Origin of the sequence: Lacihabitans sp. LS3-19 (assembly GCF_024343575.1) — a bacterium.
GTDB lineage: Bacteria > Bacteroidota > Bacteroidia > Cytophagales > Spirosomataceae > Leadbetterella.
In genome coordinates this window covers 59,840-77,727 of the sequence record NZ_RJUA01000014.1, presented here as the reverse complement: position 1 = coordinate 77,727, position 17,888 = coordinate 59,840, and the positions used below count along the sequence as shown (strand labels likewise).

General features: G+C 35.2%; 14 protein-coding genes. 7 read left to right on the top strand and 7 right to left on the bottom strand.

Going from position 1 to position 17,888, the window contains the following annotated elements; all coding sequences use genetic code 11:
- Nucleotides 1-95: 95 nt before the first annotated feature.
- Nucleotides 96-2,675, bottom strand: a complete 2,580-nt coding sequence (locus tag EGI22_RS11725; protein ID WP_255068596.1) for a zinc-dependent metalloprotease — start codon at nt 2,673-2,675, stop codon at nt 96-98.
- Nucleotides 2,676-2,906: 231 nt separating this feature from the next.
- Between EGI22_RS11725 and EGI22_RS11720 the strand changes: the two genes are divergently transcribed.
- Nucleotides 2,907-3,392, top strand: a complete 486-nt coding sequence (locus EGI22_RS11720; RefSeq protein ID WP_255068595.1) for a DinB family protein — start codon at nt 2,907-2,909, stop codon at nt 3,390-3,392.
- A gap of 162 nt (nt 3,393-3,554) precedes the next feature.
- Here the strand turns inward: EGI22_RS11720 and EGI22_RS11715 are convergent, their stop codons facing one another.
- From EGI22_RS11715 to EGI22_RS11700, 4 genes are all read right to left on the bottom strand, one after another.
- The gene (locus tag EGI22_RS11715) at nt 3,555-4,979 is read right to left on the bottom strand and encodes a TolC family protein (protein WP_255068594.1); all 1,425 of its coding nucleotides are present in this window, start codon (nt 4,977-4,979) and stop codon (nt 3,555-3,557) included.
- Between the two features lies 1 nt (nt 4,980).
- Nucleotides 4,981-8,214, bottom strand: coding sequence for an efflux RND transporter permease subunit (locus EGI22_RS11710; protein WP_255068593.1), 3,234 nt, complete (start codon nt 8,212-8,214; stop codon nt 4,981-4,983).
- A gap of 28 nt (nt 8,215-8,242) precedes the next feature.
- On the bottom strand, nt 8,243-9,328 hold the full coding sequence (locus tag EGI22_RS11705; RefSeq protein WP_255068591.1) for an efflux RND transporter periplasmic adaptor subunit: 1,086 nt from the start codon (nt 9,326-9,328) through the stop codon (nt 8,243-8,245).
- Between the two features lie 126 nt (nt 9,329-9,454).
- On the bottom strand, nt 9,455-9,865 hold the full coding sequence (locus tag EGI22_RS11700; RefSeq protein WP_255068589.1) for a hypothetical protein: 411 nt from the start codon (nt 9,863-9,865) through the stop codon (nt 9,455-9,457).
- Between the two features lie 482 nt (nt 9,866-10,347).
- Between EGI22_RS11700 and EGI22_RS11695 the strand changes: the two genes are divergently transcribed.
- From EGI22_RS11695 to EGI22_RS11680, 4 genes are read left to right on the top strand one after another with little or no spacing between them, the layout of a single operon-like run.
- Nucleotides 10,348-11,058, top strand: a complete 711-nt coding sequence (locus EGI22_RS11695; protein ID WP_255068587.1) for a DUF5668 domain-containing protein — start codon at nt 10,348-10,350, stop codon at nt 11,056-11,058.
- 32 nt (nt 11,059-11,090) lie between these two features.
- Complete coding sequence (locus EGI22_RS11690) at nt 11,091-11,549, top strand: LiaF domain-containing protein (RefSeq protein ID WP_255068585.1); 459 nt, start codon at nt 11,091-11,093, stop codon at nt 11,547-11,549.
- A 3-nt stretch (nt 11,550-11,552) separates the two neighbouring features.
- A complete protein-coding gene (locus EGI22_RS11685) occupies nt 11,553-12,602 on the top strand; it encodes a sensor histidine kinase (protein ID WP_255068583.1) in 1,050 nt (349 codons plus the stop codon).
- Complete coding sequence (locus EGI22_RS11680) at nt 12,599-13,345, top strand: LytTR family DNA-binding domain-containing protein (protein WP_255068581.1); 747 nt, start codon at nt 12,599-12,601, stop codon at nt 13,343-13,345. Before EGI22_RS11685 ends, EGI22_RS11680 begins: the two co-directional genes overlap by 4 nt.
- 95 nt (nt 13,346-13,440) lie before the next feature.
- Here EGI22_RS11680 and EGI22_RS11675 read toward each other — a convergent pair whose 3' ends face one another.
- Complete coding sequence (locus EGI22_RS11675; protein WP_255068579.1) at nt 13,441-15,690, bottom strand: FUSC family membrane protein; 2,250 nt, start codon at nt 15,688-15,690, stop codon at nt 13,441-13,443.
- 118 nt (nt 15,691-15,808) lie between these two features.
- Here EGI22_RS11675 and EGI22_RS11670 point away from each other — a divergent pair, with 118 nt between their 5' ends.
- Nucleotides 15,809-16,261, top strand: coding sequence for an isoprenylcysteine carboxylmethyltransferase family protein (locus EGI22_RS11670; protein ID WP_255068577.1), 453 nt, complete (start codon nt 15,809-15,811; stop codon nt 16,259-16,261).
- Here the strand turns inward: EGI22_RS11670 and EGI22_RS11665 are convergent.
- Nucleotides 16,258-17,229 carry an NAD(P)-dependent alcohol dehydrogenase gene (locus EGI22_RS11665; protein WP_255068576.1) on the bottom strand — a complete coding sequence of 324 codons (972 nt, stop codon included), beginning with the start codon at nt 17,227-17,229 and terminating at the stop codon, nt 16,258-16,260. The two genes, EGI22_RS11670 and EGI22_RS11665, sit on opposite strands and share 4 nt — an antisense overlap.
- Nucleotides 17,230-17,548: 319 nt before the next feature.
- Between EGI22_RS11665 and EGI22_RS11660 the strand changes: the two genes are divergently transcribed.
- Entirely contained in the window at nt 17,549-17,848 is a 300-nt protein-coding gene (locus EGI22_RS11660; RefSeq protein WP_255068575.1) for a helix-turn-helix transcriptional regulator, read from the top strand.
- Nucleotides 17,849-17,888: the final 40 nt, after the last annotated feature.

Genomic DNA, 17,888 nt, shown 5'->3' with positions numbered 1-17,888 from the left:
GATCTACAAGAGAAGAAATATTTTTATCTTTTCCTAAAAACAACAAAAAAGCCACCCCAAACGAGGTGGCTTTCGTATAAAATCTAATCTCTAAATCATTTCGGATCCAAAGCAGCTTCTATTCTAGCTATCAAATCTTGCAAATGGTATTTGCTCAATTTATCCGACATTCTCATTGAAGATGCTTTCATTTCGTTTTTCAAAGCCGTCAATTGGCCTCTTGCTATAGAAGGCAAATCAGTTTCTTGAAGGTTAACCGTTCTTGTGCTAAAACCATACGTCACACCAACTGGAATAGATCTTACAGAAGCCTTTCCTGGTTTCAACAATGCAATTACTTTGTCTACATAAAGTTTCTGCATGTTTCTTCTATAAATATCAATACTTGACTTTCCTTTAAGCTCTGAGAAAATTCCGTTTTTCAAATCGCTCATCATTTCGTCCAAAGAATAATTATTTCCACTTGCAGCTCCACTTTCCATCAATCTCACGGCTCTATCACCAGCCAAAAGACTTGAGAGTGTTGCATCTTGCATAGCTTTTATAGCCTCCACACCATTCTCTGGTTTGATTTTCGAAAGAATTTTCTGATCCATCAACCAAATTGGCGTGTCAAACAATTGCGTATTCAAAAAGGCCACGGCATCTTTTTGAATAGCTTTTGGTACTATTTCAAATTGATCACCTTCCATGTCATAAGTTTTAGGCGAATCATATATACCACCCACGTTTTTTGTTACATGGCCCATATATCTTCTGTACTGACCTACCAAGTTCATGTATAGCTCGTCTAACTCTTGATAACTTTCGCCATTTTCTTTGCTATATTCCATTAAGTTAGGCAAGATTCTTTTCAAGTTTTTAATGCCATACTCTGATGCACGCATAGCGTTATCACCAATGTCTTCTGTCTGATAACGAGGGTCATAAGGGCTAATTTCAGTACCAAACCAAAGTCTACGATTTTTGTAAGCTTCTTTGGTCATATCGTTCAAAATTGCCTTTTCTGCTTTCTCGTCTTTGGCGTCAGCAAAATAGCTATAGCCCCAAGTGATTGCCCACTTGTCATAGTCACCAATTCTCGGGAAAAAGTGCTTCACGCCGTCTTCAGGCTGAGCTACATAGTTAAATCTAGCATAGTCCATAATAGAGGAAGTATGTCCGTTTTTCTCTTGGAAAGCTGGATCTCTCAAACTCTCAACAGGTGTTGCCGAACTAGCTCCCATGTTGTGACGTAAGCCTAAAGTATGTCCTACCTCGTGAGACGAAACAAAACGTATCAATTCGCCCATCAATTGGTCATCAAATTTCTTCATTCTAGCGGCTGGGTCAGCAGCGGCAGTTTGTATCAAATACCAGTTTCTCAACAAACTCATGATATTGTGGTACCAACCAATATGACTTTCGATAATTTCTCCAGAGCGGGGATCATGAACGTTTGGACCATAAGCATTTTGAATATCTGCTGCAAAATATCTCACTACTGAGAATCTTGCATCTTCCAAACTCATTGTGGTGTCATTTTCTGGCCAATACTCACCTCGGATGGCGTTTTTCCAACCTGCGGCTTCGTATGCTGGCTGCCAGTCGTCAATACCAGCTTTTATATATTTTTTCCATTTGTCAGGCGTAGAAGGGTCAATGTAATATACAATTGGCTTTTTAGGCTCAATCAGTTCTCCATTTTTTTGTCTTTCCGCATCCTCTTTTGATTTAGGCTCTAATCTCCATCTTACTGCAAATACATCTTTATCAGATTTTTGAGATTCTTCACCAAAAACGGCATAACTATTGGCAAAATATCCTACACGTGCATCAAAAGTTCTTTTACGCATTGGTACTTTTGGCAACAAAATCATAGAAGTATTAAACTCCATAGTCACAACTCCAGCATCCAAGCCAGCAGGTAGATTTCTGCCGATTTGCGGCATAGGCGTTAATGAAATCCTTGGAGGTGTAGTGGCATAAGTTTTAACCGTTCTTATTTCTGTATTTATAGGATAAGTAGATATTTTTTGAATAAATGATTTATCCTTTTGAAAAGAGGTAATATTCAAAACCTGCTTATCAATAGAACCCAAAGAGAATGTTTGCATATCGCTATCGAAAGTACTTGTTACATCAATTACATAGGCCATTTTCACTTTTCCTGACGAATCCGTTTTGTAGGCTTTGATCTCGAAGTTTCCTATTATTGGATCAGCACTTGAGTTTTTCACGGCTTGAGCCATAGGTTTGGTACTATCTGGCGACATTATAACTGTAGTAATAGATCTTAATAGCAAATTTTTATTCTGCCCCAATTCCCATTTAACTACTTGTCTGTTAACTTCTTCACCACCAAATATTCCACCTCCAGCAGGAGTCTTAGAAAATCTAGTGATGGACATTATGTCTCTACCAATTAATGAATCTGGAATTTCAAATAGATATTTATCATCCATTTTATGTACAGTCATTAATCCAACTTGGGTTACAGCAGTACTATCAATAACCTCTTTATAAGGCTTTGGACCTTTCTTAGCTGCGTCAGGCTTTTTGGCTGGAGCTTCTGGTTTTTTGGCCGGGGTTTCTACTGGGGCGGCTTCCTCCTTTTTCTTCTTCTTTTGTGCATGTGTAGCAGACCCTGCAAACACCAAGATAGCTAGCAAAAGGACATAGATTTTTTTTGTCATAGTTTGTTTTTTGTTAAAATGAAATAAGGATTTTGGCGTAAATCGAATCACCGTTTTACTCGAAATACTATAATTTTAGAAATTGTTTAAAATCAAAAGTAAATAAATAGGATAAATGCTAAGAAAAAAAGTGATTAATGGTCAAATAATAGTTTTAATTTAAAGAAATTTACTCAGCGGTTCATTACGCCAAAGGTTTTCTTGGCAAGTTCCCACAAAAAAATTAAAAAAATGCAAAATATAAGTCAAAAACTAATAACAATTATACTCGAATTTAAAGAAAAACTCAGCCTGATTTCAGATGAAGAAGCCAGCATAAAACTAAACCCTAAAAAATGGTCGAAAAAAGAAATTTTGGGACATTTAATAGATTCAGCTTGCAACAATCAACAAAAATTTGTGAGAATGATGAACGAAACCGAGCTTCATTTCATGGGTTATAGGCAAGATGAGTGGGTGGCATCGCAAAATTATAATGCTGCTTATTGGCCAGAATTGATTGATCTTTGGGCGACATTTAATCTACATATAGCACATATAATGGCTAATGTAAATCCAGCAGTATTAGAAAACGTGATTTACATCGATGACGAAGGACCTTCCACTTTGGCTTATATTATGAAGGATTACCCTGAGCATTTAAAGCATCACTTAAAGCAGATATTTCCATTAGAACCTGGCCTTGAAAATAGTTTTGAGAATGTTTATCGAGCATGAATATTTTTCGAATCATTTTACTTAAAAAATCGAATATTAAAAACAAAACAGGCTGCCCAAATAATATAGACAGCCTGTCTGAGCATAAACATTACAAATAAAACCCTAATCTGAATTGTAATTATTTTTAGAAAAAGCTAAAATCTAGAATATGGGATGTTTTTAATTCCAACCACCACCCAATGCTCTATAAATATTAACCCTTGCGTTCATTTGTTGTTTTTTGGTTTCTACCAATTCAAATCTTGACTCCAAAGCATCTCTTTGCGTAAGTAAAACCTCCATATAATCTGCTCTGGCATTTTTAAATAAATCATTTGATATGCCAATTGACGCTGTTAGAGCCTCCACCTGTTTTGATTTTAGCTCATAACTTTGTGCTAAATTTGTGATTTTCGCTTGTTGATTCACGATTTCCAGATATGCGTTCAATATGGTTCTTTCATAATTGTAAACTGACTGAATTTGGCTCGCATTTGCATTAAAATAAGTGGCCGTTATCGCATTTTTATTTATCAAAGGCCCTACTAAATCCGATGATAATGAAGTCAATAAAGACTTCGGATTTATCAAATAAATAGGATTGAAAGCTTTTAAACCTAAGGCTGCCGAAATACCCAGTGAAGGATAAAAATTTGCTCTAGCAACCTGAACATCTATTTTAGCAGCCTCAAGATTTAGCTCAGCTTGCCGAATGTCAGGTCTGTTGGCTAAAAGCTGCGATGGCAGACCCGTGCTCATATACTGAGGAACCATGGTGTTGAAATCCGATGAATTTCTTGGAATTGGAGAAGGAAATCTACCAACAAGAAAATTTAGTCTGTTTTCAGTTTCGATAATATTCTGTTGGATATCAAACTGAAGACTTCGGGTTTTAAAAACCTCCGCTTCAAACTTCTTTACGGCCAATTCCGTCACTCTAGATCCTTCCTTTTGAATATTAACAATCCCAAGTGCATTACTTTGAATTTCAATATTCTGTTTCACGATGACCAATTGATTATCAAGGGCTAAAAGCTCATAATACGAATTGGCTATCTCAGCAATCAGATTCGTAATCATAAAATTTCGGGCCTCAGTTGTTGCTAAATATCTCGACATGGCAGCTTTTCGGGCATTTCGTAGTTTATGCCAAATATCCAGCTCCCAGTTGGCATACAATCCGCCACCAAAATCAGGCAAAGGGTCCGGCATTTCTCTGCCAGGTTTCATTTCCGTATTGGCTTCCATAGCTCCAATATTGGTATATCGAGGTACTTTGTCTAAACCTGCCGAGCCGCCATATCTCACAAAAGGCATGTATTCCCCTTTTCTGGCCATTACCTCATTTTTCGCAATTTCTATTTCCTGCCTTGTGATGTTCAGCTCTTGGTTGTTTTTCAAAGCTGTATCTATCAAACTATTTAGGAATGAATCCTGGAAATAGTCTTTCCAATTTACTCTCTCTATAGCTGAATTAGACGTTACATTTCCAAAACTTGAAGGCAGGTTTTTATTTTCAGTTTTACCAACAATTTCAGGCGTTTTGCAAGCATTCAAAAACAAAGAAATGCTAGCAAAAACTATATAAATTATGTTTCGTTTCATGTTATTCTTCATTTTTGTTTTCATCATTTCTCCTTAATAATTTCTTTATTCTTTCAAGAAGTTTACCTTTTTCTTCGCCTGAGCGAACAAAACTTTCAGATAGCGACTCATCGTCTTCGTCTTTGATAAGATGCTTACCATCAGACAGTGTACCGAAAATATAATACAAGCCAGGGATGATAATTACACCAAACATGGTACCGAACAACATGCCACCCATAGCAGACCCACCAATAGTACGGTTACCAATAGCACCTGCTCCGTGGGCAAGTACCAATGGTATCAAACCAGCCACAAAAGCGAATGAAGTCATCAAAATTGGTCGGAATCTTACCTTTGCTCCTTCGATAGCCGCATCTAGCACACTCATGCCTTGCTGTCGTTTCATTACGGCAAATTCTACAATCAATACTGCGTTTTTTCCCAGCAAACCAACCAACATAATCAATCCTACTTGAGCATAAACGTCATTTGCCAATCCCATGGCTTTCAGCATCACAAATGAGCCAAAAATACCTACAGGAAGTGAAAATATTACCGCCATTGGCAAAAGGAAACTTTCGTACTGGGCAGCCAAAACCAAATACACGAATATCAAAACAACCCCAAAAATATACAAAGACTCATTGCCTCTTTGGGCTTCGTCAAAAGACAATCCTTCCCATGCAATATCATATCCTCTTGGTAGGGTGGCCTTGGAAACTTCTCTGATGGCTTGAATAGCATCCGCAGTAGTGTAACCTTTTGAAGGCAAACCTCTTATAGAAGAAGAATTATACATATTGTAACGCGTAATTTCATTCGGACCTTGTTTTTTCACGATTTTCATAAACGAAGAATAGGGCACCATATCACCATTTTCGTTTTTCACAAACATGTTTAAAACATCTGATGGCAACCTCCTAAACTCAGGAGACGATTGTACATAAACCTTAAAAAATCTATCAAAACGAATGAAACCTTGCTCATAGGTACTTCCGATCATGATATTCAGATTTTCCATTGCTTTGCCAATAGACACGCCTTTTTGCATAGCGGCATTATTGTCAATCTGCAGCTCGTACTGAGGATAATTTGCCGCAAAAAATGTAAACAAACCCGTCAATTCTTTTCGTTTGCTCAGTGCAGCCATGAAATCCTTGTTGATTTTATCAAACTCATGATAATCTGTAGTGCCAGATTTATCCAATAAACGCAAAGAAAAACCAGCAGACGAACCGAAGCCTGGCACAGCCGGAGGCTCGAAATATTCAATAATTGCCCCTAAATCTTTTGATTTTTTTTCAAGTTCTTCTATTACCTCATTTACTGACGATTCTCGTTCAGACCAAGGCTTTAGATTTATCAAACATGTACCTGCGTTTGAGCCTCTACCTTCGGTCATGATTTCATAACCTGCTAAGGATGATACAGACTCCACCCCTTCCACTTCTTTACATATTTTCTGCAGCTCCAAAGTCACCTTGTTGGTACGTTCCAAAGTAGCCCCAGGAGGAGTTTGTATTATTGCATAAATAGTCCCTTGGTCTTCGCTTGGTATAAAACCTGCTGGAAGAATTTTGTTGGCAAAGATTATTCCCAAACCAAAGCCAAAAAGAATCAGAAAAGTCAGAAGTCTTTTATTTACAATTAACTTAAGGAGACTGACATATTTCCCAGTCATTTTATCAAAACCTTGGTTGAATTTACCTATCAACCAGTCTATCGGCGATTTTTTCTTTGGTTTGCCATGGTTATTTTTCAAAATCATACCGCACAAAACAGGCGTAAGTGTCAAAGCCACAATAGCGGATAATATGATAGCACTAGCCATAGTAATAGAAAACTGCCGGTAAAAAGTACCTACAGGACCAGACATAAATGCAATTGGCAAAAACACAGAAACCATCACCAATGTTATTGCTATAATTGCCCCGCTGATTTCGCCCATTACTTTTTTTACGGCATTGTAAGGCGACAGATGCTCCTCTTCCATTTTGGCATGTACGGCTTCCACCACCACTATGGCGTCGTCAACCACAATACCAATGGCAAGTACAAGTGCAAAAAGCGTGATTAGATTTATAGATAGGCCAAAAAGTTGCATCACAAAAAATGCTCCGATAAGCGAAACAGGAACTGCAATAATCGGAATAATCGTAGATCGCCAGTCCCCCAAAAATAAGAATACCACCAAAGCCACAAGTATAAATGCATCTCTCAAAGTATGCGTGACCTGCTCCACAGAGGCATCCAGAAACTTCGAAACGTCATAACTGATTTTGTAATCTACCCCAGGTGGAAATGAAGCTTTCATTTCTTCTAGCTTACTTTTTACGTTTTCTATCACTTCGGTGGCATTACTTCCCACATTTTGTTTTAGCAAAATAGCAGCAGACGGGTGTCCGTCGAGATTGGAATAGATATCGAAAAACTCACTTCCCAATTCAATTTTTGCAACATCCTTTAATCGTATACTTTCTCCGGCAGCGTTTGCTCTTACTATTACGTTTCCGTACTCTTCTGGTGTATTAAACCTTCCTTTGTAAGTTAAAACATACTCAAGAGACTGAGCAGAAATACCCGAACTTTGTCCAATCCGACCCGGCCTACCAACGATACTTTGTTCGGCGAGCGATTTCATAATATCCTCTGCCGAAATATTATAAGCACGCATACGGTCAGGATTTAGCCACACTCTCATAGCAAACTGGCGGCTACCTAAAATCTGGGTACGTGCCACCCCGTTTATTCTATTTATCTCAGGGATGATTTTTACGTTGGCATAATTGTATAAAAACTTCTCGTCTAGGCTTTTATCTTTAGCATAGAGGTTTACGTACATCAACATACTCGGCTGAATAGGCGTGATAACCACCCCTTCTCTTTGTACCAAATCAGGTAATAGTGGCATCACTTGGTCAACTCTAGTTTTGACTCGAATTACCGCCAAGTTGGGGTCAGTACCAGGGTCAAAAATTATTCTAAGTGTAGCCTCTCCCGCACTCGTTGCATCGGTAGCCATATACCGCATGCCTTGCACACCATTTATGGCATTTTCAAGTGTAATTAATGTTGATTTTACCAACACATCAGCACTCGAACCAGGATAAGCAATGAAAATATTGACCGTGGTGGGAGCAATCTCAGGAAACTGTGAAGTAGGCAGTTGTTTTATAGCAAGTAATCCCGTAAAAACTATAATAACAGAAATCACAATGGCCAAAACTGGCCTATGAATTATATTTCTAAACATGATTTTAAATTATTTTAGTGGATAATATTTATTCAGCATAAAGGCCTAAGTGCGTAATTACCTCTGAAGGATTTTCGAACTTGAATTCGATTTTCTCGTTCTCTTTTACCTTCCTAAGGCCTTCTAAAAGTATCTTGTCGCCAGTAGATAAACCTGAGGCAACGGCATACAGGTGAGGCATTTCGGCGGCTATTGTAATTGCTCTTGACCGAACTTTATTTTCTTTGTCAATCACATAAACGTAGATTTTATCCAATACCTCGAACGTGGCTTTTTGGGGAATAAGAATAGCATTTTTTAAAGGCACAGTTACTTGTATATTTCCCGTTTCGCCATGTCTAAGCAATCCTTCTGGGTTAGGAAAAGTAGCTCTGAAGGCGATATTTCCAGTTTCATTGTCAAATTCTCCCTCTATGGTTTCCACTACTCCTGCATGTTTAAACAACTCATTGTTAGCCATCAACAAATTGACACTTAACATTTTATCTTTACTAGTTTTGGTTTTATAATTGAGATATTCAGCTTCAGGAACATTAAAATACACCCACATTTTGCTGTTGTCCGAAAGGGTCGTTAGTAGATCTCCTTCGTCTACAAGGCTTCCTTTTCTTACTTTCAGTCGGTCCATTATTCCTGAAAATGGAGCAGTAATCTGCGTAAAACCTAAATGTACTTTTGCCAATTGTCTTTCTGCTTTTGCTTTTTCGAGCTTGGCTTCCGCCATGAGTAGTTCATTTTTAGAAACAACATTTTTTTCGGCCAAAGTTTTAACATTTAAAACCTCAATTTCAGCTCCTTTAACTTCCGCCTCGTTTTTCATCAACTCTGCCTCGTATATATTTGGCATAATTTGAAACATCATTTGGCCTTGTTTTACAAATTTTCCTTCGTCAACATAAATACCTTTCAGATAACCTTTTTCGAGGGCTCTGATTTCGATATTTTGAATAGATTTGATTTGACAAACATATTGTTTTATTACAGTTGTGTCTTTTTTAATTGGGCTTGTAACAGTAAAGTTAGTAGCCTCTTCTTTCATTTCTTTATTTTCAGATTTACAGGCAAAAGTGCATAGAAATACGCCCAAGCCTAATAGCATGCTTATTTTTTTCATTTTTTTGTAATGTTAAATTGAGATTAGGCAAACAAAAAACCACAACAGAATCTGGCTAGTTGATTGGTTTGTTTGCAAAAAAATAATAATGAGTACTGGCAACAGAAGGGTTGCTAAATTAGCATATCACAGCCTAAATACTTGCAGCAGTAGGTATCTTTCTAAGGTTTTGTATTTCCAAAAATGGTAAAAACCAAAAGATACAATTAAGAAAATAAGGTATTTTACAAAAATTCGAGGAATAGAAAGAGGATCTAAAAAATAGCTATTGGCTACAAATTTGAATTGATGATTAACTTCATCCTCTTCGACAATTTCCTCTGCTAAAAATTTCTGACTTAGTTTTTCTTGATTTAAGAAATTGGAAAAATAAAAATTATTAGAATTCGCAAATTCTGTTAATTGTATAGAATAGTTATCATTTTTAAAAAATTCACCAGCATTGGACTGCTGCAGATTGACAGCATTAGAAAGGTATATCCCTCCAAAAAGAAAAATACCTAAAAGTGGTAAAATATTTTTTAAAAATCTATTCATTTATTCCAATCTCACAGCTTTTAGAATTATGATTTATTATAAAAAAAACCTTAACAAATTCTATTTATGCGATACAATACCCTAGGACAGGTAATTATTTTAACATTTCAAAACAAACGAATTAAAGTAGGATTGGGTTTAAATATTTCTTAAAAAAATTTAAAAACCTTAAATATTCTAAAATTTTCACGAAAAATGAACATTTCGAAAGGTTTTTAACTAAGAAAAAATCCTGAAAATAGATTAAAACAAACAAAATCTCTAAATTAAATTTTCGCTTAATTATCAATTCAAATGCAATTCTTTCGAAAAACTAAAGATTTTTACCAAGAAAAACTGAGATTTTAAAAACATCAAATTCGATTGAATTCCATTTAACGACAAAAACTATTCATTTATCGGTAAAAGTTTGAACCCTTACCGAATTCCTGTTTTCTTTGGAGTATGTTCAATATAATTTTGAAGCATAAAAAAAACAAATTATGAATTCGAATAACAAAAACTCTGTCTTTTTCTGGTCTATAGCTTTAGTAGCTGCTGGAAGTTTATTTTTACTTAGAAATTTTGGCTTATTAAATTTCGCCTTTCCTGTCAAAATATTCACTTGGCGTCTAATTCCTCTAATCATTGGCATCAATGCTTTTTTGAAGGGTAAAAATATGGAAGGGATTATTGCAACCTCGATTGCAGTCATATTTTTTGTTCCTGATTTCCTTACCATTGCCGAACGCCAAACTTATTACAAACTTTGGCCATTGTTATTGGTAGGATTTGGAGGTTTGACACTTTACAAATATTACAATCCAAAATTTGATATGCCAAGGCGAGAACTCAAGCCCGACGGATCTGAATATGAATTAATAAACGAGTCAAATATCATGGCTGGAACCAACAAAAAAGTGTTTTCGAAGAGCTTTGAAGGTGGCCGAGTAAACTGTGTAATGGGCGGTGCACAAATAGACCTAACAGAGGCAGATTTAGCCGAAAAATCAGGCCTTAATGTATTTATTTTGATGGGTGGCTTGGAATTAAAAATACCGAAAGAGTGGAACGTTATCATCGATGTTTTACCTATTATGGGCGGTGTAGAAGACCAAATCACAAAGTTTCCTGACTCTGTAGTAAACAAAGAGAAGAAATTCTACCTGTCTGGAAATGTTATAATGGGCGGTGTAGAAATCAAAAGATTTTAATCATATATTTTCAATAAAAACTATTATTAAAAATGGAAAACAGGAAATTATTTATAAAATATTTGGTAATCATATTGGTCTTGATTGGTGGCCTAGGTGTTTTAGGTAAACTTCAAGAGAGAGTTTCTGGACATAAAGAAGATGTGGACGAAAAAGAGATGTTTGAAGTAAATAACTTAATGGGAGCTAGTAAGAAAACCATAAAAGATGAAGAATTAAGAAATGGTTACATAAATTGTGCTATGGGTGAAGTTCAAATAGACTTAACACAAGCCTTACCTTCTAAAAACTCCAACATTGAGGTATTTGTAACCATGGGTGCAGTAAAAATCACGGTGCCAAAAGATTGGAGAGTTGTATTGGATGCTACTAGCATAATGGGTGCCTCTAAAGATTTCAATGATGGTCTAGAAGGGCAAATTGACGAAAATAAAGTGCTGAATATAGAAGGTACCGTAATAATGGGAGCCTTAGAAATATATAGAATTTAAGGTATGCAAAACCCAATATTGAGCGGCAAATTAAGGCTTTTAAGGTATTTCTCTATATGGGCATTATTCGGAATGATATTCTTTATTATCATGTCGAATTTGATCGATGTTCCGAAAGACTTTTTAGGGGCGGATATGTTCCTTCAGAACTTTATTATGGCCTGCTTGATGTTGGGAATGTGGTATCCGATAAATTATATGTCATGGGAAAACCAGAAAATTCCCATGCTTTTATTAAACCACCTTTTGCTCTTTTTGCTTTTTTCATTTACCTGGATTAACCTCACCCATTTACTCTTAAAGTTAATATTCCCAGTTCCTGAAATAAAACATTATATATCAGGAGCTTTAGTGAGTAAAATACCATTTTGCTTTTTTGCTTACATCGTTTTTGTGATCTCTATTTATTTGCTTAAATATTATAATTCTTATGTCGAAAAAAAAGAGATTGAAAGCAGATTGAGTGAGTCAATAAAAGAAGCAGAACTGACGCTTTTACGCAATCAAATGAACCCGCACTTTATTTTTAATAGTCTAAACAGTATCAGTTCACTGACTATTATTGACCCAGAAAAAGCCCATGAAATGGTGATAAAACTTTCGGATTTTTTGAGGTATACGGTTGGTTATGGCAAAATGAACAAAGTGCCCCTCAAAAAAGAACTCGAGATGTGTGAAGCATATTTAGATATCGAAAAGATTAGGTTTGGAGAAAAAATAAAGGTGGAATTTGAAGTAGCACCAGAAACTTTAGATATAGAAATTCCAAGTATGTTGCTTCAAACGCTCTTTGAAAATGCCATAAAACATGGCATTTATAACTCGCTGAATCCTGAAAAGATATTTTTCAAAACAAAAATTGAAGAAAACCGACTCGAACTGATCATGGAAAACACTTTTGACAAAGACAGCGGCACAAAAATTGGCACAAAAACGGGCTTAAAGAATATACAAGAACGCCTAAAGTTGATATATAAAAACTTAGCAATTTTTAAAACTCAAACCGATAACAACAAATTTATTGTTTGGCTTAATCTACCATTAGAATCATGAAAATCAGGACATTACTTATAGACGATGAAGCTTTAGCAAGGACATTGGTTCAAAATTTCATAAAAGCAGACCCCGACTTTGAGGTTGTGGGCGAAGCAGCTGATGGTTTTGAAGCAATGAAACTCATAACCGAACTTAAACCAGATCTGATATTTCTTGATATCCAGATGCCCAAGCTAACTGGACTGGAACTTTTAGAGCTTTTACCTGAGCCACCCATTGTGGTTTTCTCAACTGCTTATGACCAATATGCTATCGAGGCCTTTGAAAAAAATGCGGTAGACTATCTTCTTAAACCGTTTTCAAGGGACCGTTTCAGTAAGGCTTTGTCAAAAATTAAAGAGAAGATAGAAGCAAAAGTAGATACAAAAGAAGAAATCAAAAACTTGCTGTCTGCTCCTCTTCATCCCGAAAAACCGCTTGAGAGAATCGTGATAAAAGATGGCTCCAAAATAGAAATGGTGCCTTTTCAAGACATTACCTATCTCGAAACCTATGGTGACTATGTTTGGATTTACACCGAGAAGGGTAAGTTTCTAAAACAAAAAACAATGAAAGAGTTTGAATTGCTCCTTCCTTCTACTTTTCTTAGAGTCCATCGCTCGTTTTTGGTAAATATCACATGTATCCAAAAACTAGAATTATACGAGAAAAATTCGTATCAATTATTACTCAAAAATGGGGTGAGAGTGGGAGTAAGCAAAAGCGGCTATAAAGAACTGAAGGAGACCTTGGGATGGTGAGATTTTGAGTTTCAGAATTGGCAAATAAACATTTTAGACTTGAGGAAATATTCTTTTCTGGAAATTCAAAAAAGAAAAATTGAAAGCAAAAAACATCACCCTAAAACACCACAAGCACCCAAAATATTCTCTGAAAGGTTTATAAACCATCGCAATTGTTCCAAAATCACTTTTCCTTCTTGGAGTTTGCTTCGCATTTCGTCCGACATAATGCTTACACCTGAGTCAATCTCTTTGTTTCTTTGAATATTAAGTTCAGCATATTTTTTATCTAAAACATCAAAAGCCTTACGGGTTTTACCCTCCATTTCCGCAATATCTTTTTCTTCAAAAACTCCAATAGCCATGTTTAGATTATGATATACATTTTCCATTACTATCTCAAACTCTACCGAAGGCTTGGTAGTTTTATGTCCTTGTATATAAGCCGAATACGACGCAACAGCGGAAAGAAAATTGTGATTCAGAAGCACTATGGCATAAATATTACTAAGTGAATCCTTTTTAGATTTTGGTTCGTCCTTTAACCTTTGGAATGCACCATTCAAGTTGCCATTTTTCAAAAATGCTTCTTTCCTCACCAACCTATATTGGGTATCTAGCGGCTCTTTGGTTTTATAAACCACATTTACAGATTCCAAATACGCTAGATTAGCTGAAATAGCGTTTTTTACGGCATCTTTAATGTTTTCTTTTTCCCAAATTGGCCAGACAAAATACATAGCAAATAGCGATATTAGGACTCCAATAAGTGTGTACAGCCCTCTAAATAGAATTACATCTATAGTCCCTTTTTCATTCAAAACATAAAGCAATAAAATACTGATTGTCAAACCAGCTGAAGCTAAAAGATAGTTTTTTTGAATATTTGAAAAGCCTACCAAAAGGGCAACAACAGCCACCCAACCATACAAGAGATGATTACCGGAAAAGTAAACCAATGCCAATGTAAAAATCATACCTAAAACAGTCCCAATCATTCGACTTTTTGCTCGACTTTTGGTTAAGCCATAGTTGGGTCTTAAAATCACCATTGTAGTTACAATGATCCAGTTTGAATAGGCGGGGTTCAGAGCTTGGCCGATAAAATAACTCAACAAAAATGCAACAGTTAACCTAACAGCATGCCTGAAAATTACAGAGTCAGTATTGAGGTTGTTTTTTATGGTATTCCATGAATAGTTGTTTGTAGTTATAAAGGCACTATTCCGCTGCGGTACAATGCTATTTTGATTCAATAAATTATTATAAACTCTGTACAGAAATTTAAGTTTTTCAAACTGTTTTAGCTTTAAATCATATAAACTTCTCATCATCAGAGCACCCTCTCTGGCGGCAGGAAGTTTGATTTTTTGTACATAAACGGCGATATTTTTCTCTGCAGAAATTAGTAAAATTTCTAAATCCAAGCTAAGCTCAAACGAATTATTTTTCCTCAATGCATCACATAGGCTTTCCAAATTCTCAATGACTTTTTCGGAATAAATAGTGAAGGGCTCTAAAAGATCAATTTGGTCTCCCAAAACCTCCTGAAAAGTCTCTATTTCAGGATTCGAGGCTATTGCCATCTCATAAATGTCAAGCATCTCAATGAACAAGAGATACAATTTCTGACTCTGCTCGTTAGAAATAAGCTTTGTTTTTTCACTCAATAGTAGGCTTCTGAGCAATTCATGGTTATCGTTTATTGCACTCTGTACTTTCAATAATTGGAATTGTGAGTCAGCAGTTTCCCCATTTTTGTGCCATTTGATGGCATCACTCAGTTTCAAATATTTGGCAGTTAATTCTACACAATCGGCCAACAGTAATTGTGTATGTCGTTTTTGGAATAAAAAATGAGATATTGAAGACACCAAAATATAAAAAAGGCCTCCAAAAGCAACAAGAGATGCAATCTCATACCACGCCAAAGGGCTCTTTTTCAGCATAAAACCCATTACAATTGCGAAAAGCCCTGCAAAACCTATCATTGATCCCCGAAACCCAAAAACCGACAACATTGAGGAGCCAAATATCAAATCAGATAAAATGGCCAAGTTGAATAAAACAGGAAGGTCTTTTACCAAAAAAAATATTATTACCACCACCAAACCTAAGGTAAGGCTCGAAAACATACCGAAAATACGGTTGCGGTTGGTGCCTTCAATATTCGAAAAATAGGCCAACATCACCCCCACTACTATAGATATTCCTTGTGGATATTGATGCGTGGAGAATCCCCAAAAGATTGCAGCCGAAAGAATCAAACTCACGATAGCTGCCCTGAAAAAGTCGAAGGAATTAATATGTTTGGCTATTTTAGCAATCAATATTTTCAAAAAATAATGTACAAAAATACGCATTTTTGATCGCAGATTTCAGACCAATTTTCAACGAATATCCGTATTTCTTTTTTTTGGTATGATTTATCACTAAATAATAAAATTATAGATTGTAATTTTATTATTTAAAAATCACAAAATGCAAAATCGTTCTCCAAAAGACTATTGGTTTGTAGGCATACAATTCACCTTATTTTTTGCTTTTTTATTTAATTTTCCCTATTCTATTGGCATCCACTTTTGGGTAAAATATTTAGGATTGGGAATAGCAATTTTAGGTTTAGCAATAGTCATTATTGCCTTATTTCATTTAGATAAAAATCTCACTGCATTTCCAACGCCCAAAGTTCAATCTGAACTCATTACATCAGGCTTGTATGCTTTTATGCGGCATCCAATATATTCAGGAATTTTGTTGACCGTTTTCGGCTTTTCAGCATTTTCAGATTCAATTTATCGCCTTATTATATCTTTTTCACTTTTGGTTTTATTTTATTTTAAAACAAATTATGAAGAAAAAAAACTAAAAAACAAATACCCAGAATATTCAAATTACAAGGCTAAAACTGGAAGGTTTTTACCTCGCTTTTAATTTAGTTTTACTACGATTTTCCCATTGTGTTTCCCATTACCAAAATACTGGATAAGTTTTGGGATTTCTTCAAATTTATAAGGCCCATCTATTTGCGTTTTAAGCCTATTTTCTTTTATCAATTCCAAAACCTCAGCTATTCCATAGTTCGGTTTTAATGCCAAAACTTTTAACTGTTTTGAAGAAAAAAGTGAAATGATTTTTCCCAAAACAAAAACCATAATTAAGTTATTAATTTCGCCACCAATTGTAATATATTTACCTCCCGAACTCAAAGACCTTAGAAATGAATAGGCTGGCTTATTTGTTTTGCAATCTAATACAACATCATATTTTTCGCCATTTTTGGTGAAATTTTCCTTTTTGTAATCTATCACATTATCAAAACCAAGCTTCTTTAATCTTTCAATTTTGTTCGCAGAATCAACTCCCGTAACATTACAATTGTGCATCTTAACCAATTGAATAGCAAAACTTCCAACTCCTCCACCAGCACCATTTATCAATATTTTTTGTCCATCTTTTATACCACCTATTTGTTTAAAAGCTTGAAAAGCCAAACCCAAAGCATGGGGAATGGCAGCGGCTTCTTCCATACTTAAATAATCAGGTTTTTTAAGAAGGGCTCTTTCGTCTACGCAGCAGAAATCGGCAAAACTACTAAATCCATATTGAGAAATATCTCCAAAAACAGCATCCCCAACTTTAAACATTTTTACTTTCGAGCCTATTTTTTCTATTATTCCAGCCAACTCCATGCCTGGAATTGGATTTTTTGGCTTGGTAAAACCGAACATTAATCTATATAAATAAGGTTTTCCTCTAACCAAACTCCAGTCGTAATCATTGATAGTTGTGGCATACACTTTTACCAACACTTCATTTTCCTTAGGTTCTGGCTTATCAACTTCACTTATTCTAAGTACTTTTTCTGGGGAACCGTATTTTTCAAATTTTATAGCCTTCATAATTTTAAAATTTCATATAATGAATATTCACAAATCTAAACAAAGATAAATCCGGCAAAAAATACTTTATGATAAAAGGCTAAAGGAAAGATTATTTCTTAAAAAAATCAATTTTGTTCAATTTTAATAAAACTTTCGAAAATCCAAAATACAGCATAAAAACCAAAAACAAAACACCAACCACCTAATTACAAGCACATTGAAGAAAAATAAAAATTCAATGGATTTTATTTTTATAGACTTTTTTCTCTAAAAACTTGACATATGAAAATATTACCATATATTTGAATCATTTTAAAACAAGCTGTGTTTATTGACTATGACGTACGAAATGGACTTAGAGAAATTTGAAAAGGCTGCCTTTATTTTGAAGACAGTCGCTCACCCAATGCGACTAGCAATTGTAGAATTATTAACAGAAAATAACAAATTGTCTGTTAACGAAATATGCTTGAAGTTGCAAAGTGAACAATCTTTAGTTTCTCACCATTTGATTAATATGAAACTGAAGGGAATTTTACAATCAAGTAGAGATGGTCAGTTTATCAATTATTCGTTAAGGCTAAAAGAAATCAACAACTTATTAGATTGTATTGAAAATTGTACATGCAATTTTTGATATTTTTTTAATATACATATGATTAAATTATCATTTATTC